This window comes from Streptomyces griseorubiginosus (genome assembly GCF_001514195.1).
GTDB classification, from domain to species: domain Bacteria; phylum Actinomycetota; class Actinomycetes; order Streptomycetales; family Streptomycetaceae; genus Streptomyces; species Streptomyces griseorubiginosus.
The window spans coordinates 1,290,748-1,311,467 of sequence record NZ_KQ948736.1; the positions used below are offsets into that span (position 1 = coordinate 1,290,748).

Below are 20,720 nucleotides of genomic sequence, written 5' to 3' on the forward strand. Positions count from 1 at the left end.
CCCCCAACCCGTGTTCGGAACCCCGGAAAAGCCTGAGGCCCGCCCCTCGGGAAAGGGACGGGCCTCCAGCCCACTCACAGCAACCAACCGGGCAACCGGCTACGCGTCTCCTCAGGCCACAACCGGCGTCGGTACGTACGGCGCCAGATCCGCGGCCAGCTCTTCGTGCACCCGCACCTTGAGCAGGGTGCCCTCCGCGGTGTGCTCCTCGGAGATCACCTCGCCCTCGTCATGGGCGCGGGCCACCAGCTTGCCGTGGGTGTACGGCACGAGTGCCTCGATCTCGACGGACGGGCGCGGCAGCTCGTTGTCGATCAGGGCGAGCAGCTCGGCGATGCCCTGGCCGGTGCGGGCCGAGACCGCGATGGCGCGCTTCTCGATCCGCATCAGCCGCTGGAGCGTCAGCGGGTCGGCCGCGTCCGCCTTGTTGATCACGACGACCTCGGGCACGTCGATGGCGCCGACGTCCCGGATCACCTCGCGTACGGCGGCCAGCTGCTCCTCAGGGTTCGGGTGCGAACCGTCCACCACGTGCAGGATCAGGTCGGACTCGCCGACCTCCTCCATGGTGGAGCGGAACGCCTCGACCAGGTGGTGCGGCAGGTGCCGTACAAAACCGACGGTGTCGGCCAGCGTGTACAGGCGGCCGCTCGGGGTCTCCGCGCGGCGGACGGTGGGGTCCAGGGTCGCGAACAGGGCGTTCTCGACCAGGACACCGGCGCCCGTCAGGCGGTTGAGCAGGGACGACTTGCCGGCGTTGGTGTAGCCCGCGATGGCGACGGACGGCACCTTGTGGCGCTTGCGTTCCTGGCGCTTGATCTCGCGGCCGGTCTTCATGTCCGCGATCTCCCGGCGCATTTTCGCCATCTTCTCGCGGATCCGGCGCCGGTCCGTCTCGATCTTGGTCTCACCGGGACCACGGGTGGCGAGACCGCCGCCCTTGCCGCCGCCCATCTGACGGGACAGCGACTGACCCCAGCCGCGCAGTCGCGGCAGCATGTACTGCATCTGCGCGAGCGCGACCTGCGCCTTGCCCTCTCGGGACTTGGCGTGCTGGGCGAAGATGTCGAGGATCAGGGCCGTACGGTCGATGACCTTGACCTTGACGACGTCTTCGAGGGCGATGAGCTGGCCGGGGCTGAGCTCACCGTCGCAGATGACGGTGTCGGCGCCGGATTCGACGACGATGTCCCGCAGCTCCATGGCCTTGCCGGAACCGATGAAGGTGGCCGCGTCGGGCTTGTCGCGGCGCTGGATCACGCCGTCGAGCACGAGGGCGCCGGCGGTCTCCGCGAGGGCGGCGAGCTCCGCGAGGGAGTTGTCGGCGTCCTGCGCGGTCCCCGTGGTCCAGACGCCGACGAGGACGACCCGCTCCAGACGGAGCTGGCGGTACTCGACCTCGGTGACGTCCTCGAGTTCGGTGGAGAGGCCGGCGACGCGACGCAGGGCCGCGCGCTCGGAGCGGTCGAACTGGTCGCCGTCCCGCTCTCCGTCGATCTCGTGGCTCCAGGCGACGTCCTCTTCCATCAGGGCATCGGCCCGAAGACCTTCGGCGTAGGTGTGCGCGAGGCGCTGCGTGTCCTGGGAAGGGGATGAAGAGGAGGTCATTGGGTCCTTACGTCGTTGGGGAGTCCGATACGGCGGCCAGGGGTCCGTGGTGGTCACGACACCACCGCCGGTCATGTTGGTCAACGCACGAGTACCCCGGGAGATTCCCGTGTCCCGTGCCGCGCCGACCTGAAGATGGTCGCACGGCACGGGACGTCTCGTCACCGGCTTATTTCACCGGCACGGCGGCGGGGGCCACGGCCTTCCAGTCCGGGTGTCCGGGCATCGCCGGGGTCTTCTCGGCGTAGAGCCAGTCGTGGAGGAAGCCGCCGAGGTCGCGTCCGGAGACCGCGGAGGCGAGACGGACGAAGTCCGCGGTCGTGGCCGTGCCGTCCCGGTGCTGCTGCACCCAGGCCCGTTCCAGGGTCTCGAAGGCCTTGGGGCCGATCTCCTGGCGCAGGGCGTAGAGGACGAGCGCAGCGCCGTCGTAGACGTTCGGACGGAAGATGCTGATCTTCTGGCCGGGCTTGGGCGGCTTGGGGGCGGCCGGCGGTCCGCCGGCGGCGCGCCAGCGGTCGGAGGCGCCGTACGCGGCCTTCATACGGGCGTCCAGGGTCCGCCCCTCCTTCGCCTCCGCGTAGAGGGCCTCGTACCAGGTGGCGTGGCCTTCGTTGAGCCACAGGTCGGACCAGGTGCGGGGGCTGACGCTGTCGCCGAACCACTGGTGGGAGAGCTCATGCACCATGATCGACTCGACGTACCACTTGGGGTAGGCGGGTTCGGTGAACAGGTCCTTCTCGAAGAGGGACAGAGTTTGAGTTTCCAACTCGAAGCCGGTGTCGGCGGCGGCCATGAGGATGCCGTACGTCTCGAAGGGGTACGGCCCGACCCTGTCCTCCATCCACGCGATCTGCGCGGGGGTCTTCTTGAGCCAGGGTTCCAGGGCGGCGCGGTCCTGGGTGGGCACCACGTCCCGTACGGGCAGTCCGTGCGGCCCGCTGCGACGCAGCACGGTGGAACGGCCGATGGACACCTGTGCGAGCTCGGTGGCCATGGGGTGCTGGGTGCGGTAGGTCCAGGTGGTCGTCCGGCCGGCCCGGTCCACGTCGGTCGGCAGACCGTTGGCGACGGCCGTCCAGCCGTCCGGCGCCGTGACCCGGATGGTGAACATGGCCTTGTCGGAGGGGTGGTCGTTGCAGGGGAAGACCAGGTGGGCGACATCGGCCTGGTTGGCCATGGCGAGCCCGTCCGTGGTCCGCACCCAGCCGCCGTCGCGGTCGTCCGCGGAGACGGGGTCGCTCGTGTGCCGGACGGTGATCCGCATCCAGCTGCCCCTGGGCAGCGACCTGTCCGGAGTGACCACGAGGTCTTCACCGGCGCTGCTGAACGCGGCGGGCCGACCGTCGACCTCCACGGCCTGGACGTCGCCGTGCGCGAAGTCGAGGTTGATGCGGTCGAGCTCCGTCGTCGTCCAGGCGTCGATGGTCGTGACGGCCGCGAGCGGCTTGCTGTTGTCTCCGGCATAGGTGAAGGAGAGGTCGTACGACGCGACGTCGTAGCCGGGATTGCCCAGGTACGGGAAGAGGCGGTCCCCGACACCGAGCGGCTCGGCCGGGGCGCTCGCGGCGAGCAGACAGACGGAAACGGCGGAGGCGAGCAGTGCGACCGCCTTGCGGCGCCGGAATCCCTTGCGCGGGGGGCTTCCTGTGCTCTGGGAGCTTGCCGTGCCCTGAGGGCTTCCCGTACGGCGGCGGAGGGCGTCGGAGTCCGGCGGGGCGGCGGGCGCGGACTGTACGGGGGCGGGGCGGGTGTGGCTGCGGGGGGTGAGCGGCATGCACCACCGCTACCAGCGCGCGCGTGCGCCACGGCGGCGACGCGCGACCACCCCACTCGAACGAGTTCTTCCGGTCTCGCCGAGGCGACGGGACGGCCGAGCCGATGACGAGGAACTCCGGCTTGAGCATCCGCTCCGGGCGAAGAACTCCAGCCGGAGCATCCGCTCCGGACGAGGACCCCCAGCCGGAGCGTCCGCCCCGCAGGGCCCGGCATCCGCCCCGCAGACCCCCGGCATCCTCCCCGCAGACCCCCGGCATCCTCCCCGTCAGGCCCCCGGCGTCTGCGCCCGGCTCACGTCGTAGACGCCCGCCACGTTCCGCATGGCCCGCATCAGGGAGGGCAGCAGGGCCGCGTCCGGCAACTGGACGGTGTAGGTGTGGCGCACGCGCTGCTGGCTCGGGGGTTCGACGGTCGCGGAGACGATCTCGGCGCCCTCGCCGGCCATGGCCTCGGTGAGGTCGGCCAGGAGGTGCGGGCGGCCGAACGATTCGGCGAACAGGGTGACCCGGCACTCGGCGCTGTCACCCCAGCTCACGCCGACCTCCTTGCGCCCCATGCCCTGCATGCGCGCCACCGCGGCGCACTCGACGCGGTGCACGGTGACCACTCCGCCGCGCACGGCGAAGCCGATGATCTCGTCGGGCGGCACGGGTGTGCAGCACCCGGCCAGCCGTACGGTCGCCCCCGGCTGGTCGACGAGGGCGTTGGCGGTGCCGGGCCGGGCCGGGGTCTGCTGGTCGGGAGCGGACGCGGACGCAGGCTCGGCGAGAGCCGCACGCGCGGGGGCAGCTTTGTCATCGGCGGCCGGAAGGGCGGAGCCCCCCGGCGCGGAGCCCGCCACCACGGCCGACGCCTGGCTGGCACCCCGATCGACCACACCGACCGGCTCGGTGGCCCCGGCCTTGGCTACGCCCCCTCCGACACCTTCCGGCGCGGCCGCACCCGGCACGAAGGATCCGCTCTCTCCCCCTGTGCCCCGCTCCGCCGACTCCTGCGTGGGATGCGTCGCGATCCACCGCTGGATCGCGATCCGGGCCGCGGGCGTGTGCGCGTGCTCCAGCCACTCCTTGGAGGGCTCGGCGGCCGGGTCCTGCCCCATGAGGAGCTGGACGGTGTCGCCGTCCTTCAGAACGGTGCTCAGGGTCGCCAGCCGGCCGTTGACACGAGCGCCCAGGCAGGCGTGCGCGTCCTCGCCGTACTGCGCGTAGGCGGCGTCCACACAGGTCGCGCCCTCGGGCAGCCCCAGGGTGCCGCCGTCGGGCCGGAAGACGGTGATCTCGCGGTCCTGGGCGAGGTCCTCACGGAGGGTGGACCAGAAGGTGTCGGCGTCGGGCGCGGCCGCCTGCCAGTCGAGCAGCCGGGAGAGCCAGCCGGGGCGGGTCGGGTCCACCCGCTCCTCGTCGACGGCACCGGGCTCCTCCGGGGAACCCACGTACGGATTGCCCAGCGCGACCACACCGGCCTCGGCGACCTTGTGCATCTGGTGCGTGCGGATGAGGACTTCGACGACCTGGCCGTCGCCGCGGGCCACGGCGGTGTGCAGCGACTGGTACAGGTTGAACTTCGGTACGGCGATGAAGTCCTTGAACTCCGAGACGACCGGCGTCATACAGGTGTGCAGTTCGCCGAGGACGCCGTAGCAGTCCGCGTCCTCGCCGACCAGGACGAGCAGGCGCCCGAAGTCCGCGCCGCGCAGGCGGCGGCCGCGCTTTCGGGCCGTCCGGTGCACGGAGACGAAGTGCCGCGGCCGGATGACGACTTCGGCCTGGATGCCGGCCTCGCGCAGCACCCCGCGCACCTCTTCGGCGATCTCGGCGAGCGGGTCGTCCTCGCGCGAGGCGTTGTCGACGATCAGCTCCCGCGTGTGCTCGTACTCCTCGGGGTGGAGGATCGCGAAGACCAGGTCCTCCAGCTCGGTCTTGAGGGCCTGGACGCCGAGGCGTTCGGCGAGCGGGATGAGGACGTCCCGGGTGACCTTGGCGATGCGGGCCTGCTTCTCGGGGCGCATCACGCCGAGGGTGCGCATGTTGTGCAGCCGGTCGGCGAGTTTGATCGACATCACGCGGACGTCGTTGCCGGTGGCGACCAGCATCTTGCGGAAGGTCTCGGGCTCGGCGGCGGCGCCGTAGTCGACCTTCTCCAGCTTGGTGACGCCGTCGACGAGGAAGCGGACCTCGGCGCCGAACTCCTCGCCGACCTGATCGAGCGTCACCTCGGTGTCCTCGACGGTGTCGTGGAGCAGGGAGGCGGTCAAGGTGGTGGTCTCGGCGCCGAGTTCGGCCAGGATGAGGGTGACGGCGAGCGGGTGCGTGATGTACGGCTCACCGCTCTTGCGCATCTGGCCGCGATGCGAGGACTCGGCCAGGACCCAGGCACGGCGCAGGGGTTCGAGGTCGGCGTCGGGGTGGTGGGCGCGGTGGGCCTCGGCGACATGGCCGATGGCGGCGGGCAGCCGGTCACGGGCGGCGGGGCCGAGCAGGGCGGCGCGTCCCAGGCGGCGCAGGTCGATCCGCGCCCGCCAGCGGGCGGCCGCACCTGTCACCGGACCTGGGGTCGCGGGGTTCGTGGCCTCCGCACTCATGGGCACCTCCGGCTGTGGACCGGCGGACGGGGTGCCCCATGGCGGACACGGCTCAGGGGATGGCATTCCCCCGTCCGGGCCGGTGCTTGATGCTACCGAGCCCATCACGCCCGGCTGACCGCCTCTCGGCGAGCGTGAAACGGATCACCCATTCGAGCGACGATGTGCAGGTTTACGATTTCGCGCCGCCTGAATGGCGGGTGCCCGTGCTTTTCCATCGCACACGGCACCGAAGGCTTCGGTTCCACGCCTCCGGCGCTCCGCGTACCGTCGTTCATATGGTCAACGAACCACGTTTTCCAGCCAGTCGCCGTCGATCTCGCCCTCGGCGACGATCACCGCGGGGCCGGTCATCTCGATCTGGCCGTCCGCCCGCTCGGTGATCACGAGGGTGCCTCCGGGCACGTCCACGGTGTAGGTCACCGGGGTGCCGGTGATCGCCGGGTCGGTGCCGTCCCTGCGCGCGGTGGCGACGGCGACGGCACAGGCGCCGGTGCCGCAGGAGCGGGTCTCGCCGGAGCCGCGCTCGTGCACGCGCATCGCGACGTGCCGGGGGCCGCGGTCGACGACGAACTCGACATTGACCCCGTCCGGGTAGGCGGCGGCCGGGCTGAAGGGCGGCGGCGAGTACAGATCGCCGGCGTGCGCCAGGTCGTCCACGAAGGCGACGGCGTGCGGGTTGCCCATGTTCACGTTGCGCGCGGGCCAGCTGTGCTCGCCGACGCTCACCGTGACGTCTCCTTCAGGGAGCCGCGCCCTGCCCATGCCGACGGTGACGTCGCCGGCCTTGTCGATGTGCACGGTCTTCACCCCGCCGCGGGTCGCCACGGCGAGGTCGCCCTCGGTGACGTGTCCGGCGTGCTGGAGGTAGCGGGCGAAGACGCGTACGCCGTTGCCGCACATCTCGGCGATCGAGCCGTCCCCGTTGCGGTAGTCCATGAACCACTCGGCCTCGGCCGCCAGGTGCGCCGCCTCGGGGTGCGCCGCGGACCGCACGACGTGGAGGAGGCCGTCGCCGCCGATACCGGCCCGGCGGTCGCAGAGGGCGGCCACGGTCTCGCGGGGCAGGTCGAGGTCGTTCTCGGGGTCCGGGATGATCACGAAGTCGTTCTCGGTGCCGTGACCCTTGAGGAAGGGGATCCGCGTGCTCATGTCTCGATCGTACGGCGCGCGCCGGTGCGGGCCGCTCGCGCCCGCGCGGTGGGGCCGTACATCGGCACGGGTGCGCGCCCTGAACGCGCCCCCTGAAGGCGAGAAGCCCTCAGCGCAGCCTTGCCACGCGCCAGACCGCCAACACGATCACCACAGCCACCAGCAGGGCGTAGGCCGCCACCACCCGCCAGTCCGCCCGGCGGTCCTCGCCCCGCCTCGGCAGCCCGGGCCACGTGTAACCAACGCGCCGCGCCGCCGTCATTCCCCAGCCCGCGGCGCACGAGCAGATCAGCAGGCCCAGCATCGCGATCACCGCTCCGCTGTCGCCGAAATCGAAGGCCAGCGGGAAGGCGAACATGAGGGAGCCGACCGCGGCCAGCGCGACGATGGGGGCGAGCTGCCAGATCCGCAGGCGGCGCTGCGGGCGCAGCTCGACCTCGACCTCTTCCCCGGCCGCGAACATCTCCTCGGGCTCGGGGCCGTCGTCGGTCACACCGTCCGGCACCTCGTCGAGCGCCTCGGGGCTCGGACGGGTCCCGTCCTGCTCCGGTTCACCGTTCTCGACGGTGAGGGGCTCGGTGCCTTGTGCGGTGTCGCGAGGGCCGGCCTCCATCGCCACGCGCCCTCCCAACTCGGACTCCACTTGGTCGATCGAAGCTCGATGATGGCACGGCGCCGGAGGCTCGGATGACGGCCGGAGCGTCCCGATGCCAGGACGTGATCAGGCTGTGACCGGTCGTTCGACCAACGCCAGTGCGAGCTGCGGAAGTTCTGTGAGATGCGCCGCAGCCCCACTCAACCAATGCACCCGTGGGTCGCGCCTGAACCACGAATCCTGGCGGCGCGCGAAGCGTTTCGTGGCCCGTACGGTCTCGGCCCGCGCGTCCTCCATGGTGCACTCCCCCGCGAGCGCCGCCAGCACCTGCTGGTACCCGAGCGCGCGCGAGGCCGTGCGCCCCTCGCGCAACCCGCGCGCCTCGAGCTCCCGCACCTCGTCCACGAGTCCCGCGTCCCACATCCGGTCGACCCGGCGCGCGATGCGCTCGTCGAGCTCGGGCCGGGCCACGTCGACACCGATCTGGAGGGTGTCGTAGACGGAGTCATGGCCGGGGAGGTTCGCGGTGAAGGGCTTCCCGGTGATCTCGATCACCTCGAGGGCCCGGACGATACGGCGGCCGTTGCTGGGCAGGATCGCCTGCGCGGCGCCGGGGTCGGCGGCGGCGAGGCGGGCATGCAGCGCGCCGGAGCCGCGCAGGACGAGCTCGTCCTCCAGTCGGGCCCTGACGTCGGGGTCGGTGCCGGGGAACTCCAGGTTGTCGACGGCACCGCGGACGTACAGGCCGGAGCCGCCGACCAGGACGGGCCAGCGACCCTCGGCCAGCAGGGCGTCGATCCTGGCGCGGGCCAGCCGCTGGTACTCGGCGACGGAGGCGGTGACCGTGACGTCCCAGATGTCCAGGAGGTGGTGCGGGACGCCGTCGCGCTCCTCGGGCGTCAGCTTGGCGGTGCCGATGTCCATCCCTCGGTAGAGCTGCATGGAGTCGGCGTTGACGACCTCGCCGCCCAGGCGCTGGGCGAGGAAGACGCCCAGATCGGACTTTCCGGCCGCGGTGGGTCCGACGACGGCGATGACGCGGGGGGCGGGGGGTGCGCTGCTCACGGCACCAGTCTCGCAAACCTCCGAACCCCACCTCGAACGAGTTACGTGACGGCACCGGCCCGACGTCGTTGCCAGTTGCGTGGTTTCCGCCGCCCTGTTCCCGGAGGCGGCGATTCCGGGTGGCGCAGACGGGCGCACCGGACGACGCGGGTTTTCCCCCGCACGAGTAACGTATGGAGTGGATATGGGCGTTTTCGCACGACTTCTCCGGAGGTCGAAGGCTACGGAGGAGGCGTCAACCGCCGAGACGCAGGCCGACACCCGTACGGCCGAGTCCGCGGCGGATGCGGCGGACGCGGCGGATGCGGCGGATGCGACGAAGGCAACGCACGCGACGGACGAGGCGGACGAGGCGGAAGAGGCGTCGGCGGCGAAGGAGCGGACCGGCACCAAGGCTGACGAAGGGGCCGAGGAACGGGCCGCTGAGAAGGCCGAGGTCGGTGAAGCGTCCGGAGCCGTGGGCACTCAGGCGGACGCGGAGGCCGCCGGGGAGGCCGCCGCCGAGGACGTCGAGATCCCGAAGCAGCAGTCCGCCGAGGATGCGGCCGACCGTGAGGCCGGCGAGGGCGCCCGCACGTAACTGCCCCGCGTGGGAAGGCGAACGATGGGTCTCATGGACAGTTTCAGGGCCAAGCTCAGCCCGGCCAAGGACAAGGTCTCCGGCCTCGCGCACCAGCACGGGGACAAGATCCAGCACGGCCTCGACAAGGCGGCGAAGGTCGTGGACGAGAAGACCAAGGGCAAGTACAGCGGCAGGATCCAGAGGGGCACGAGCAAGGCCAAGGACGCCATGGACCGACTCGCCGCGCACAAGGACGGCACGAAGGGACAGGGCGGACCGGGCGGACCGGGCGGCGACACCACGCCTCCGGCCTCACCGCCGCCCACTTCCTGAAGGGCGGGCACGGCACACTGGCGGACGGCCGGGGCGGACGCACCCGGCCGTCCGCCGTTGTCCAGGCGCTCCCGGACTCCCCATGGCCCTTCGGCCCTTCCGGAGTCCCTACGGCCCTTCCGCGCTTCCGGAGTTCCTACGGCCCCTCGGCGCTCCCGGGGTCCCTACGGCCCTCGGCGCTCCCGGACTACCTACGGCCCTCGGCGCTCCCGGGCTCCCTACAGCCCTCGGCCCTACCAGCCCCCTGGCCCTTCTACGCCCCCGTCACGACCACGCCGCGACCACGTACCCCACGCCGTACGGCGCGTCCTCGTACAGCAGCGAGCCGCCCAGGCCGGCCCCCTCGGCCGCGCCCGCCAGGACCTGCCAGGGCGCGCGGCCGGAGGCCTTCAGCTCGTATGCCAGCTCGGCGTCCAGCGCGCGCAGGGCAGCCACGTCGGCCGCGCCCAGTGCCCGCGCGACCTCCGCGTCGAAGGGGGCCGCGCGCTCGTCGAGGTAACCGGGTGCCTTGAGCGTGCGACAGGCGCTGGCGTCGCCCATCACCAGCAGCGCCACCCGCTCGGCCCGGCCGGCGATTCCCCTCCCGGTCTGGATACACCGCTCGGGCTCCAGAGGTTCCCCGACCCCGAGTCCCTCGATCGGGGCGTCCGACCAGCCGGTGCGCTCCAGCAGCCAGGCGGCGACCGCCAGGGAGGTCGGCAGCGGACGCGGCTCCTCGTCGTCGCCATGGTCGGCACCCGGTCCTGCATCGACGCCTACCGCCCCGTCGCCACCCGGTCGTACGCCGACGCCTACTCCCCCGGCGGCACCCGGACCTACGCCGACACCCCCTGCTCCGCCGGCACCCAGTCGTACATCGACGTCCACACCGAAGCCCCGGAACGAGCCGCGCGAGCCCTCCGCGTGCACCCCGCGGCCGCTCTGCTCCGCGGGTCCGACGACCACGAGGAGGTCGGGCCGAGCGGCGGCGAGCACGCCCAGTGCGTCCGCGCACGCGGCCCGCGCGGTGTCCAGCTCGGGCGCGGCGCCCGCGGCGACCTCGGGCACGAGGAGCGGCGGGCAGGGGCAGACAGCGGCGGCGACAAGCATGATCCGCAGCCTACTTCCAGCCCCACGGCCAGGACTCGGGATGGGTGCTCCACGCCAGTTCGGCGAGCCGGTACACCAGGCGGTGCGTGCTGATCGCGCCTTCGACGTTCACGTAGTAGGCGTCCCCGTCACCGATCCGGTAGACCTGTCGGCGCTTCTGGCGCAGGCCGGCGCTCGGACGGTGGGTGCAGGCGAGCTCGTACAGACGGGCCCGGGCCTCGTCCTGGGTGCCCTCGAAGTGCGCCACCTCGTCGACGTCGTTCTGCGTCCCGACAGCGCGGTCGACGACCACCACCCAGCGCCCCATGCCCCGCCCCTCCCCTGAACCCGCTGAATCCGTGCCGTCGCTCAGTGCGCCGCGCAACCCCCGGTGGCCACCGGCAGCGGCGCCGGTACCCCGATCTGCGGCAGCCCCAGCATCACGCCCGCCGGCTTCGCGGCCTCCTGGGCGTTGCGCTTCTCCCAGGCGTCACCCGCGCGCGTGCGGCGCACGTCGAGGACGGCGCCCTCGGCGAGGAGGTGGTGGGGAGCGGCGTAGGTGATCTCGACCGTGACGACGTCGCCGGGGCGGACCTCCTGGTCGGGCTTGGTGAAGTGGACCAGGCGGTTGTCGGGGGCGCGGCCGGAGAGGCGGTGGGTGGCGCCGTCCTTGCGGCCCTCGCCCTCGGCGACCATCAGCTCCAGGGTGCGGCCGACCTGCTTCTTGTTCTCGTCCCAGGAGATCTCCTCCTGGAGGGCGACGAGACGCTCGTAGCGCGACTGCACGACCTCCTTGGGGATCTGCCCGTCCATGGTGGCCGCGGGGGTTCCGGGGCGCTTGGAGTACTGGAAGGTGAAGGCGTTCGTGAAGCGAGCCTCGCGGACCACGTGCATGGTCTGCTCGAAGTCCTCCTCGGTCTCGCCGGGGAAGCCCACGATGATGTCGGTCGAGATCGCGGCGTCCGGCATGGCGGCGCGGACCTTCTCGATGATCCCCAGGTAGCGGTCCTGGCGGTAGGAGCGGCGCATCGCCTTGAGGACGGTGTCCGAGCCGGACTGGAGCGGCATGTGGAGCTGGGGCATGACGTTCGGGGTCTCCGCCATGGCCGCGATCACGTCGTCCGTGAAGTCGCGGGGGTGCGGGGAGGTGAAGCGGACGCGCTCCAGGCCCTCGATGGTGCCGCAGGCCCGGAGCAGCTTGCTGAAGGCCTCACGGTCGCCGATGTCGGAGCCGTACGCGTTGACGTTCTGCCCGAGCAGCGTGATCTCGGAGACGCCCTCGCCGACCAGGGCCTCGATCTCGGCGAGGATGTCGCCGGTACGGCGGTCCTTCTCCTTGCCGCGCAGGGCCGGGACGATGCAGAAGGTGCAGGTGTTGTTGCAGCCGACGGAGATCGACACCCAGGCCGCGTAGGCGCTCTCGCGCCGGGTCGGCAGGGTCGACGGGAACGCCTCCAGCGACTCGGCGATCTCGACCTGCGCCTCCTCCTGCACGCGCGCGCGTTCCAGCAGGACGGGGAGCTTGCCGATGTTGTGCGTGCCGAAGACGACGTCCACCCAGGGCGCCTTCTTGACGATGGTGTCGCGGTCCTTCTGGGCGAGGCAGCCGCCGACGGCGATCTGCATGCCGGGCCGCGATGCCTTCCTGGGCGCGAGCCGGCCGAGGTTGCCGTAGAGCCGGTTGTCGGCGTTCTCCCGCACCGCGCAGGTGTTGAAGACGACGACGTCCGCGTCCCCGTCGGAGCCCTCGGGCGCGGGCACGTACCCGGCCTCCTCGAGCAGTCCGGACAATCGCTCGGAGTCGTGGACGTTCATCTGGCACCCGTAGGTGCGCACTTCGTACGTTTTCGGAGATGAAACGTCCACTGCCGGGCTCCGGTCGCTGCTGCTGGTCATGGGTCAAGGGTAGGCGCTCGGGGAGGACGCGCGGCCCGGCCGTCCCCGGACGGCTCGGCGAGCGCGGTGTCCGGGCCCGCCCCTACGGCGATCAGGCCGGCATGCCCCGCTCGGCCAGGCCGCTCTCGTAGGCGATGATGACCAGCTGCGCGCGGTCCCGGGCGTGCAGCTTGGCCAGGAGGCTGCCCACGTGGGTCTTCACTGTGGGCATGCTGATGACCAGGCGTTCGGAGATCTCCTGGTTGGACAGTCCGTTGGCGATCAGCACGAGGACTTCCTGTTCCCGGTTGGTCAGCCCGATGAGCCGGGGAGCCGGGCGTGCCGTCCCGCTGCGGCGGGAGAAGTCGGAGATGAGGCGCCGGGTGACGGTCGGAGCCAGGACGCCCTCGCCGGTGGCGATGACCCGGATGCCGTTGACCAGGTCGGACGGCGAGGCGTCCTTGAGCATGAAGCCGCTGGCGCCCGCCTGGAGCGCCGGATAGACGTACTCGTCCATGTCGAACATGGTCAGGGCCAGCACCCGGACACCGGAGAGCTTCTCGTCGGCGCAGATCTCCCGGGTGGCCGCGATCCCGTCCATGACGGGCATACGGAGGTCCATGAGGACGACGTCCGGCGCGAGCGCGCGGGTGAGGCGTACGGCGGTGGCGCCGTCCCCCGCCTCGCCGACGACCTCCATGCCGGGCGTGGAGTCGACCAGGACCCGGAAGCTGCCGCGCAGCAGCGCCTGGTCGTCCGCGATCAGGACCCGGACCGCCTCGGCCATTGCGTGATCCTCGATCCTCGTCCGCATGCGGGGTTTGACGGTATGCGCCACTTCAGCGGGGTCGCCTCGCCACTTTAGCGGGGTTGCCTCGCCATTTATGTGGAGTCGCCCAGCCAACTCGACTGCTCCGTATACCGTTTCACGCCACGTCGAGCGCCAGCTCCCCGGTGCCGTCGTCCATGACCTCGACCGCCGTCCCGTACGGCTGGGACAGCTGGGCGACGTCCGTGAGGGTCTTCTCGGCCTCGGCCCGGTCGGCCAGCCGGGGGCGGCCACGGCGGTGGACCGGCCGGCCGAAGCCGAGGTCGACCGGGTGCAGCCGGGCCGCGGTCAGGGTGCCGTCCTCGAAGGTGAGGACCGGGACGAGCGACTGCCAGTAGCGGCGGTGCGGGGCGAACAGCCGGGTGCCGTGTCCGCTGAGCCGGTCGTAGTAGCGGCCGGGGGTGAGCGGCCGTTCCGCGGTCACCTTGGCGTAGTCCTCGGCGGAGACGCGGTCGGTCAGTTCGATCTGGCTGACGATGTTGCCCAGGCTGTAGAAGATCGGCTTGTTCCGGTACAGCTCCACTCCGCGCAGGAAGTGCGGCCCGTGTCCGACCACGGCGTCGGCGCCCTCGTCGATCATCCGGTGGGCGAACACGCGCAGGAACTCGCCCGGTGTCTCGGGCGTCGGGCCGGGCTCGTGGGAGTGCACGCTCACCACGACGAGGTCCGCGCGCAGCCGGGCCTCGCCGACCCAGCGGGCGATCTCGTCCAGGTCGCGCGGATCGCACTCGGTCGTGAAGCCCGGCGCGTCCGCCGTACGGAAGCGGGTGCCGAACAGGGCGAGCCGGTCGGGGCCGAGCAGGGCCGGGTCGACTCCGAGGAGGGCGCGGGCCTCGGCCCGCCGGGCCCGAAGGCCCGTCTCGGCGTCGATCGTGCGCAGCACGTCCATCTGGTCCGCCGTGACCTGCATGGTCGCGGTGTGCCGCAGCGGGTTGAGACCGGGGCGGCCGGGCAGCTCAGGTGACGGGTCGGCCGCTTCCTGCCCGGGCAGGAAGGTCGCGGTGCAGGAGAGCAGTGCCAGGCTGCCGCCCGGCCGGTCGGCGTAGACGGGGCGGCGGGCGCCCGTGAGGTCGGCGCCGATGCCGGCGTACGGGATCCCCCGCGCCCGCAGCAGGTCCACGGTGCCGAGCACGCCCTCCGTTCCCAGGTCCATGGCGTGGTTGTTGGCGCAGCCCAGTACGGAGAATCCGGCCGCCGTGACCTCGTCGAGCACCGCGGAGTCCGCGATCAGGCAGCCCCCGCCGGCCGCGTTGTGGACGGGATGTCCGCGTCCGTCGCTGGGGACGACCTCCAGATTGGTGACGGCGAAGTCGGTGCCGTGCAGCAGATCGCGGAGCCGTTCGGCGGCCGGGTCGGAGGTGATCAGTCCTCCTCGCGTCACCATGCAGTCGCCGGACAGGGCCACCGTCAGCCGGGTCATCGTCGAGCCTCCGTGACCTCACGGGTGAGCGCGGCGCCGGGATCGGGGCCGGTGACGTCGACGCGGCGGCCGTCGACCGTCACGGTCGGTGTCAGCGCCACCTTGCGGGAGGCGGCCACGTCGGACACGTACTGCACCCAGGGCCGGAACCGGGCGTCCTCGACACAGCGCGCGAAGGAGTCCCGGGTGATGCCGGCCTCCTTGCCCGCGGCGATCAGCTGGGCCTCGCTGAGGCCGGGGCCCTGTTCGGCGGGCTGCTTCGCGAACAGGACGGTGGAGTACTGCTCGAACCTGCCCGCGTCGGCCGCGCAGGCCGCTGCGGAGGCGGCGCGCGTCGAGTAGCCCGCGGGCGCGCTGCGGTCGTCGAGGAAGGCGACCGGGTGGTAGACGACACTCACCCCGCCGCGCGAACGCAGGCTCCCGAGTGCCGAGTTCAGGGCCCGTTCGGTACGGCGGCACTCGGGGCAGAGGTAGTCGAGGTAGACGTCGACCCGGACGGCACCGGTGGAGGCAGCCACCCCCGACTTGTCGGCGGCGACCCCGGCCGGCACGCGGCTCGGCGCCTTGTCCGGGGCGGTGTTGGTGGCCCGGACAAGGCCCGCGCCGACCAGGGCGGCGGCCGCGACCACCACCACGGCCACCAGTGAAACCACCGTTGTGCGCCGCCGCCGCTGTCGCCGGTGCACCATCTCGCGGACCATGGCGTCCGTCGTCCCTGTGTCCGTCTTCCCTGCGTCCGTCGTCCCTGTGTCCGTCGTCCCTGTGTCCGTCATGCTTCTCGCTCCTTCGGGTCCAGGACCCAGCTGTCCAGCGCGTACGGGGTGCGCGGGTGGCGGATCAGGAGGGCGGCCGCGCCGAGCAGCACCAGGTCGCGCGCGATGTCGATCGCGTAGCCCCGCTCGGCGCCGTCGCTGAGCGTGCCCCCGCCGCCGAAGCACCCGCAGTCGATGGACATGCCCCGCGCCCACACCGAGGCGATGGCCGCCACGTAGACGACCAGCAGGACGGCCGTGCCCACCGCCGCGACCCTGGTCGCCAGCCCGGCCGCGAGCAGGAGGGCGATCGCCAGCTCGACGAAGGGCAGGACGCCGCCGATGAGTTGCGCCTGGTCGTCGGGGACGATCCGGTAGAGGGCGACCGTGCGGCCGGCCTCCGTGAGGTCCCCCACCTTCACCAGGGCGGCGTAGGCGAGGACCGCTGCCAGCGTCAGCCGCGCCGTCAGCCGCACCAGGCCCGCCCGGGTCCGGGCCGCCGGCGGGGCGAGGGCCGTCTTCGCCGCATCGGCCGTGATCACAGCCGTGCGCTGTCCTTCCCGGCTCATGACGTACGGCTGAATCGGTAGCCCGCGAAGCCGAGCGCGAGCGCGGTGAGGGCGGCCATCATGCCCAGTTCGGCGACCACGGGCGGGTGCCAGCCGCCGAGCATCAGCCGGGTCTGCTCCGAGGTGAGCACGTCCGGGCCGGGCAGGGTCCGGCGGACCGCGTCGACGCCGTACGTCAGGGGGTTGAGCTTGACGACGGTGTCCAGCCAGCCCGGCAGGCCGTTGGGCGGGAACATCGCGCCGGAGAAGAACATCAGCGGCATCAGGCTCAGGTTGACCGCGACCTGGAAGGTGTCCACCTGCCGGATGGTGACGGCGGCGAGCAGTCCGAGCGAGGTGAACATGAGGGAGACCAGCAGGAGTTCGAGCAGCACGGCCAGCAGCATGGGGGTGTAGCGGATGTTCGCGATGCCGCCGACGGACAGCACCATCAGGCCGTAGACCGCACCCGTGGTGGCTCCGCCGAGGGCGAGGCCGAAGACGATGGCGGCGCGCGGGAACGGAGCGACGAGCATCTGGCGCAGCACGCCCAGCCGACGGTCCCACACCAGGGAGATGCCCACGGCGATCGCCGGGGCCTGCACGGACATGACCAGCGTGCCGGGGAACAGATAGGCCCGGTAGTCGTTCAGCTGGGCCTTTCCGAGGCTGGACGAGGCCGCGTCGAGACCGGTGCCGAGGACGACGAGGAACAGTAGGGGCGTCACGAGGCCCATGGCCAGTCGTACGGGATTGTGCCGCAGGCGGATCATCTCGCGCCGCCACAGCAGCAGGACGGGGCGGGCGGGGTGGCGGGACCGCTCGGCCGGCGGTGTCGGGGCCGTGCTGTCGCCGAGTGCGGCCGGTGCGGTGTCGGTCCGGGTCATCGCAGTCCTTCCCCGAGGTCGCCCAGGGTGCGCGGGCCGGCCGCGGCCTCCCGGATGGCGAGACCGGTGTGGTGCAGGAAGACGTCGTCGAGCGTGGGCGGGTCGATGCTCACCTCGCGCACTGTCACGCCGAGTTCGGTGCACAGGCGGGGTACGAGGGCGGATGCGCGCTCGACCCGGAACAGCAGGCCGTCCGGGGTGGGCTCCGCCAGGAGTCCGAACCGCTCGCGCAGGGCTTCGGCGGCGCGCTTGTCGTCCTCGGTGCGCAGGGCGACGAGGTCGGCCCCGATGACGGACTTGAGGTCCGCGGGGGTGCCCTCGGTGACGACCTTGCCCCGGTCGACGATCGCGATCCGGTCGCAGTGCTCGGCCTCGTCCAGCTGGTGGGTGGTGACGAAGACCGTGATGCCCCGCTCCCGTCGCAGCCGCTCGAGATGGTCCCAGACCGCGGCACGGGTCTGGGCGTCCAGACCGGTCGTCGGCTCGTCGAGGAACAGCACGAGGGGCTCGGCGAGCAGGCCGCGGGCGATCTCCAGTCGACGGCGCAGGCCGGTGGAGAACTGCCGTACCGGCACTCTGCGGCGCTCGGACAGGTCCATCAGGTCGAGCAGCGAGTCGATGGCCCGGCTCCCGGCGCGGCGGGACAGTCCGCACAGGTCGGCCTGGAACCGGAGGTTCTCGGCGGCGGAGAGGTCCAGGTCGAGGGTCGACTCCTGGAACACGATGCCGATCCGGCGGCGGACCTCGGCGGGCGCGCCGGCGACGTCGAAGCCCGCGACCTCGGCGCGGCCCGCGGTGGGACGCAGCAGGGTGATCAGCATGTTGATGGTGGTCGTCTTGCCCGCGCCGTTCGGTCCGAGGAAGCCGTACACACTGCCCGTGGGCACGGTCAGGTCGAGGCCGTTCACGGCCGCGGTGGTGCCGTAGTACGCGTAGAGGCCCTCGGCTCGGATCGCCGTCATCAGCGGCTCCCGTCGATGCGGCCCGGGCTCCTGCCGTACGCGCCGGGATTCTCGCCGGGCCCGCCGGGGTTCTCGCCGGACGCGCCGGGGCTGTCGCCGGAGGGACGGGGGTGCTCGCTCGGGCGGCGCACGGCCAGGACCGTGCGGAACGCGCTGAGTTCGCCCGGCTCGTCCACCGGCCGTCCGTCGACCTCCACCCAGGCGTGGGCGCCGAAGGGCTGCGTCCTGAACCCGGTGCACCAGTCGGCCCACCGGCCGCGCGTGCGGCACAGCAGGGCGGTGGCCACGGAGCGCTGGAGGCAGCCGAGTCCCGCGCAGCGCGTGCTGACCGAGACGACCGCCCGGCGGGCCCGCGCCACCTCGGCGTATCCGGCGGGGCGGGACCCCTTGCTGAGCACGCCCAGCACGCGGTGCAGGCGGGCCGGGGGCAGCTGGACGAGCAGGCGGGCCGCACCGGCCGCGCAGCGGGGGGCGAACTGCCGGTGCCACGGCAGTCGCGGGGCCTGTTCGGCCACGGCGGGAGTGGTCATGAGGCCACCTCCACGAGACGGGCCGCGCTGAGCGCGTCGATGAGGGCCTGGACGTCCTGCCGGGCCTGGGCGTCGCTGACCGGGGCCGCGGCGCACAGGCCGGCGGCGGCCGCGTCGGGCGCGTCCCCGTCGAGGAGTCGGCGCAGGACTCCGGCGCCGGAGTGGTTGAGCTGGAAGTAGCGGCCGCGCCGCCCGTCGAGCAGCACGGCGCCCGTGTCGACGGCGGTGAGGGTGACGTCGCGGGCGAGGGTCAGCTTCATCCGAGTTCTCCCGAGTGCGGGTCCTGGGTGGCGGGCAGGGGGTGTGTCCCGGGACGCGTCCGGGGATGCGTCCTGAGCCAGCTCTCGCAGCCCACCGTGGTGTCGATCGGCATGAGGTGATGGGACATCGGGCCCGGATTCAGCACCGCGGCACGGAAGGCCACCGGGTCGATGAGCCCGAGCCGGGCGAGCCGCGAGTCCTCGCAGAGCTCCAGGATCCGGGCCCGGTTGCGGGCCAGGCCCCGGAACGCCTCCGCGCTGAACTCGCCCTTGTCGCGGCGGTCCAGGACGTCGGCGGGGACGAGGCCCCGTACGGCCGTGGTGAGCAGTGGCTTGAACCTGCCGCCGAGCAGTCGCTGGTCGATGCGGGTGGCCAGGGCCGCCTCCACCACCCGGTCGTCGAGGAAGGGCGCGTCCCAGGTGATGCCGGTGCCCGCGAGTGCGGTGTTGACCTGGCGGACGGTGGTTCCCTCGAAGACCAGCGAGGCGAGCGCCTGGTGCCGGGCCCGGTCGGCGTCCAACGGCCCCGGTCCCTGCGTGGCGGCCTCGACCAGCAGGTCACGGACCGCGGCCACGGCGTCCGGAGTGGCCCAGGAGGGCAGGCGGGGCGCGAACACCCAGCCGAAGTCGGGCTCGTCGACGGGCGGGGGCGGGGTGTCGATCCGGGCGGCGACTGCGCCGAGGTTCTGGGTGAACGTCGACCGGTCCAGCAGCGCCCGCAGCGTCGACCGCCACGGCCAGCGGTTGGCGAGCCGGTAGCGGTTGACCAGCCGCAGCCCGTCGACCGGCGTGGCGCGGGCCAGGGACCAGGCGCAGGCCGGCATCCGGCCGAACAGCTCGTCGCCGCCGAAGCCGGTCAGGTGCAGCGTGGCGCCCTCCGCCGTGGCCCGCTTGGCCAGGTCCTGGATGTGGGCGAGTCCGGAGGCCCAGGTCGAGGGTCCTTCCGGGGCCGCTCCCACGAGGTCGGCGGTGTACCCGACGTCGAACAGGTTCTCGGCTCGGTCGGCGGAGAGCATGTGGTGCCGGGCCGCCGGGAGGGACTCCGCGGCCCTGCGGGCCCATACGGTGTCCGCGTTGGCGCTGTCGATCGGCATCACGTGGTACGTGACCAGGTCGGCGCCCGCCGCGTGGGCGAGGAAGCACAGTGAGGTGGAGTCCAGGCCGCCGGACAGGTCGGCGCTGAGGGTGCCGCCGGTCGTGACCCGGGCGGTGATCGCGTCGTCCAGTGCCGAGCGGACGGCGGCCGCTCCCTCGGCGAGGCCGAGGGTCGGCTCCGGCAGTTCCCACCAGCGGATCTGCCGGGCCCGGCCGTCCCTGTCCAGTTCCAGCCAGTGACCTGTGGTCAGGGGCGTGATGCCGCGCCGCACGGGGCGCTGGGCGAGGGGCCAGGGCGGGCCGCCGGGGGCCAGCAGACGGGCGGCGAGGACTCTCTCGTCGAGGTCGGCGCCGGTCAGCCGGAGCAGCGGCTCCAGTCCGCTCGCGGCGATGGTCACGCCGTCGAGGACGGCTGTGAAGATCTGTCGTGTACCGACCACCGAACCCTGCACACGGGTCTTGCCGTCCAGGGAGACCGCCAGGTGGAAGACGCCCGGCAGCCGGGACGCGATCGCGTCGGCGTCGTGCAGCGAGCGCAGCCTGCCGAGCGCGGCCACTGTGGTGGTCTCGTCGAGCCGGGTGTGTCCCAGCACGGCCAGTCGGCGCGGGCCCGCGTGGAGCGTGGTGATCTCGCTCTCGCGCCAGTCGCCGACGATCCAGGGCCGCCCTGACGCGTGGTCTACGCGCCGTTTCGCCCGCAGTCGGCCGGCCACGGCTGCAGCGTCCGGACTGTCCGGAAGAACCACGAATTCCATGTCGCCTCGATCCCCGTCCCCTCGTTGCCCCCGGATGGTGCCGGTGCGCGTGAACGCACCGGCACCG

Annotated in this window: 20 protein-coding genes; 2 read left to right on the plus strand and 18 right to left on the minus strand. The window is 72.5% G+C overall.

What is annotated here, in order from left to right; genetic code table 11:
• Nucleotides 1–111: 111 nt before the first annotated feature.
• The 6 genes from hflX to miaA form a co-directional block, all read right to left on the minus strand.
• Nucleotides 112–1,608, minus strand: a complete 1,497-nt coding sequence (hflX, locus tag AQJ54_RS18255; protein ID WP_020139137.1) for a GTPase HflX — start codon at nucleotides 1,606–1,608, stop codon at nucleotides 112–114.
• Nucleotides 1,609–1,777: 169 nt separating this feature from the next.
• Nucleotides 1,778–3,382 (minus strand): M1 family metallopeptidase, encoded by a 1,605-nt coding sequence (locus AQJ54_RS18260; RefSeq protein ID WP_062238526.1) that lies wholly within the window; start codon nucleotides 3,380–3,382, stop codon nucleotides 1,778–1,780.
• Nucleotides 3,383–3,649: 267 nt separating this feature from the next.
• Entirely contained in the window at nucleotides 3,650–5,965 is a 2,316-nt protein-coding gene (locus AQJ54_RS18265) for a RelA/SpoT family protein (RefSeq protein WP_062238528.1), read from the minus strand.
• Between the two features lie 282 nt (nucleotides 5,966–6,247).
• On the minus strand, nucleotides 6,248–7,117 hold the full coding sequence (gene dapF / locus AQJ54_RS18270) for a diaminopimelate epimerase (RefSeq protein WP_062238530.1): 870 nt from the start codon (nucleotides 7,115–7,117) through the stop codon (nucleotides 6,248–6,250).
• A 109-nt stretch (nucleotides 7,118–7,226) separates the two neighbouring features.
• A complete protein-coding gene (locus AQJ54_RS18275) occupies nucleotides 7,227–7,730 on the minus strand; it encodes a hypothetical protein (RefSeq protein WP_062022633.1) in 504 nt (167 codons plus the stop codon).
• Nucleotides 7,731–7,838: 108 nt separating this feature from the next.
• Nucleotides 7,839–8,777, minus strand: a complete 939-nt coding sequence (gene miaA / locus AQJ54_RS18280) for a tRNA (adenosine(37)-N6)-dimethylallyltransferase MiaA (RefSeq protein ID WP_062238532.1) — start codon at nucleotides 8,775–8,777, stop codon at nucleotides 7,839–7,841.
• 184 nt (nucleotides 8,778–8,961) lie between these two features.
• Between miaA and AQJ54_RS18285 the strand changes: the two genes are divergently transcribed.
• Complete coding sequence (locus AQJ54_RS18285; RefSeq protein WP_062238534.1) at nucleotides 8,962–9,357, plus strand: hypothetical protein; 396 nt, start codon at nucleotides 8,962–8,964, stop codon at nucleotides 9,355–9,357.
• 24 nt (nucleotides 9,358–9,381) lie between these two features.
• On the plus strand, nucleotides 9,382–9,672 hold the full coding sequence (locus AQJ54_RS18290; RefSeq protein WP_062238536.1) for an antitoxin: 291 nt from the start codon (nucleotides 9,382–9,384) through the stop codon (nucleotides 9,670–9,672).
• Between the two features lie 264 nt (nucleotides 9,673–9,936).
• Here AQJ54_RS18290 and AQJ54_RS18295 read toward each other — a convergent pair whose 3' ends face one another.
• The 12 genes from AQJ54_RS18295 to AQJ54_RS18350 form a co-directional block, all read right to left on the minus strand.
• Complete coding sequence (locus AQJ54_RS18295) at nucleotides 9,937–10,761, minus strand: class III extradiol dioxygenase subunit B-like domain-containing protein (RefSeq protein WP_062238538.1); 825 nt, start codon at nucleotides 10,759–10,761, stop codon at nucleotides 9,937–9,939.
• Between the two features lie 10 nt (nucleotides 10,762–10,771).
• Complete coding sequence (locus tag AQJ54_RS18300) at nucleotides 10,772–11,068, minus strand: hypothetical protein (protein ID WP_062238539.1); 297 nt, start codon at nucleotides 11,066–11,068, stop codon at nucleotides 10,772–10,774.
• A 41-nt stretch (nucleotides 11,069–11,109) separates the two neighbouring features.
• Entirely contained in the window at nucleotides 11,110–12,636 is a 1,527-nt protein-coding gene (gene miaB / locus AQJ54_RS18305) for a tRNA (N6-isopentenyl adenosine(37)-C2)-methylthiotransferase MiaB (RefSeq protein WP_079069898.1), read from the minus strand.
• Nucleotides 12,637–12,727: 91 nt separating this feature from the next.
• Nucleotides 12,728–13,402, minus strand: coding sequence for a response regulator (locus AQJ54_RS18310; protein ID WP_062022651.1), 675 nt, complete (start codon nucleotides 13,400–13,402; stop codon nucleotides 12,728–12,730).
• A gap of 139 nt (nucleotides 13,403–13,541) precedes the next feature.
• Entirely contained in the window at nucleotides 13,542–14,864 is a 1,323-nt protein-coding gene (gene mslH, locus AQJ54_RS18315; RefSeq protein ID WP_063806427.1) for a lasso peptide C-terminal Trp epimerase, read from the minus strand.
• Complete coding sequence (locus AQJ54_RS18320; RefSeq protein WP_079069899.1) at nucleotides 14,861–15,637, minus strand: DsbA family protein; 777 nt, start codon at nucleotides 15,635–15,637, stop codon at nucleotides 14,861–14,863. Before AQJ54_RS18320 ends, mslH begins: the two co-directional genes overlap by 4 nt.
• Nucleotides 15,634–16,158 carry a MauE/DoxX family redox-associated membrane protein gene (locus AQJ54_RS18325; protein WP_211278547.1) on the minus strand — a complete coding sequence of 175 codons (525 nt, stop codon included), beginning with the start codon at nucleotides 16,156–16,158 and terminating at the stop codon, nucleotides 15,634–15,636. Before AQJ54_RS18325 ends, AQJ54_RS18320 begins: the two co-directional genes overlap by 4 nt.
• A 23-nt stretch (nucleotides 16,159–16,181) precedes the next feature.
• Complete coding sequence (locus AQJ54_RS18330) at nucleotides 16,182–17,051, minus strand: ABC transporter permease (protein ID WP_062238544.1); 870 nt, start codon at nucleotides 17,049–17,051, stop codon at nucleotides 16,182–16,184.
• Nucleotides 17,048–18,013, minus strand: coding sequence for an ATP-binding cassette domain-containing protein (locus tag AQJ54_RS18335; protein ID WP_062022661.1), 966 nt, complete (start codon nucleotides 18,011–18,013; stop codon nucleotides 17,048–17,050). Before AQJ54_RS18335 ends, AQJ54_RS18330 begins: the two co-directional genes overlap by 4 nt.
• The gene (locus AQJ54_RS18340) at nucleotides 18,013–18,543 is read right to left on the minus strand and encodes a lasso peptide biosynthesis B2 protein (RefSeq protein ID WP_063806428.1); all 531 of its coding nucleotides are present in this window, start codon (nucleotides 18,541–18,543) and stop codon (nucleotides 18,013–18,015) included. Before AQJ54_RS18340 ends, AQJ54_RS18335 begins: the two co-directional genes overlap by 1 nt.
• Nucleotides 18,540–18,803: a lasso peptide biosynthesis PqqD family chaperone gene (locus AQJ54_RS18345; protein WP_062238546.1), complete on the minus strand. Its 264-nt coding sequence runs from the start codon at nucleotides 18,801–18,803 to the stop codon at nucleotides 18,540–18,542. Before AQJ54_RS18345 ends, AQJ54_RS18340 begins: the two co-directional genes overlap by 4 nt.
• A complete protein-coding gene (locus AQJ54_RS18350; protein ID WP_063806429.1) occupies nucleotides 18,800–20,653 on the minus strand; it encodes a lasso peptide isopeptide bond-forming cyclase in 1,854 nt (617 codons plus the stop codon). Before AQJ54_RS18350 ends, AQJ54_RS18345 begins: the two co-directional genes overlap by 4 nt.
• Between the last annotated feature and the right edge of the window lie 67 nt (nucleotides 20,654–20,720).

What these genes read in the sequence shown, in the direction of transcription:
- AQJ54_RS18340 (WP_063806428.1), bottom strand. Translation starts at nt 18,543, where the DNA reads ATGACCACTCCCGCCGTGGCCGAACAGGCCCCGCGACTGCCGTGGCAC.
- hflX (WP_020139137.1), bottom strand. Translation starts at nt 1,608, where the DNA reads ATGACCTCCTCTTCATCCCCTTCCCAGGACACGCAGCGCCTCGCGCAC.
- dapF (WP_062238530.1), bottom strand. Translation starts at nt 7,117, where the DNA reads ATGAGCACGCGGATCCCCTTCCTCAAGGGTCACGGCACCGAGAACGAC.
- AQJ54_RS18335 (WP_062022661.1), bottom strand. Translation starts at nt 18,013, where the DNA reads ATGACGGCGATCCGAGCCGAGGGCCTCTACGCGTACTACGGCACCACC.
- AQJ54_RS18285 (WP_062238534.1), top strand. Translation starts at nt 8,962, where the DNA reads ATGGGCGTTTTCGCACGACTTCTCCGGAGGTCGAAGGCTACGGAGGAG.
- AQJ54_RS18310 (WP_062022651.1), bottom strand. Translation starts at nt 13,402, where the DNA reads ATGGCCGAGGCGGTCCGGGTCCTGATCGCGGACGACCAGGCGCTGCTG.
- AQJ54_RS18295 (WP_062238538.1), bottom strand. Translation starts at nt 10,761, where the DNA reads ATGCTTGTCGCCGCCGCTGTCTGCCCCTGCCCGCCGCTCCTCGTGCCC.
- AQJ54_RS18300 (WP_062238539.1), bottom strand. Translation starts at nt 11,068, where the DNA reads ATGGGGCGCTGGGTGGTGGTCGTCGACCGCGCTGTCGGGACGCAGAAC.
- AQJ54_RS18275 (WP_062022633.1), bottom strand. Translation starts at nt 7,730, where the DNA reads ATGGAGGCCGGCCCTCGCGACACCGCACAAGGCACCGAGCCCCTCACC.
- AQJ54_RS18320 (WP_079069899.1), bottom strand. Translation starts at nt 15,637, where the DNA reads ATGACGGACACAGGGACGACGGACACAGGGACGACGGACGCAGGGAAG.
- AQJ54_RS18290 (WP_062238536.1), top strand. Translation starts at nt 9,382, where the DNA reads ATGGGTCTCATGGACAGTTTCAGGGCCAAGCTCAGCCCGGCCAAGGAC.
- AQJ54_RS18265 (WP_062238528.1), bottom strand. Translation starts at nt 5,965, where the DNA reads ATGAGTGCGGAGGCCACGAACCCCGCGACCCCAGGTCCGGTGACAGGT.
- AQJ54_RS18345 (WP_062238546.1), bottom strand. Translation starts at nt 18,803, where the DNA reads ATGAAGCTGACCCTCGCCCGCGACGTCACCCTCACCGCCGTCGACACG.
- AQJ54_RS18350 (WP_063806429.1), bottom strand. Translation starts at nt 20,653, where the DNA reads ATGGAATTCGTGGTTCTTCCGGACAGTCCGGACGCTGCAGCCGTGGCC.
- AQJ54_RS18330 (WP_062238544.1), bottom strand. Translation starts at nt 17,051, where the DNA reads ATGACCCGGACCGACACCGCACCGGCCGCACTCGGCGACAGCACGGCC.
- AQJ54_RS18260 (WP_062238526.1), bottom strand. Translation starts at nt 3,382, where the DNA reads ATGCCGCTCACCCCCCGCAGCCACACCCGCCCCGCCCCCGTACAGTCC.
- miaB (WP_079069898.1), bottom strand. Translation starts at nt 12,636, where the DNA reads ATGACCAGCAGCAGCGACCGGAGCCCGGCAGTGGACGTTTCATCTCCG.
- mslH (WP_063806427.1), bottom strand. Translation starts at nt 14,864, where the DNA reads ATGACCCGGCTGACGGTGGCCCTGTCCGGCGACTGCATGGTGACGCGA.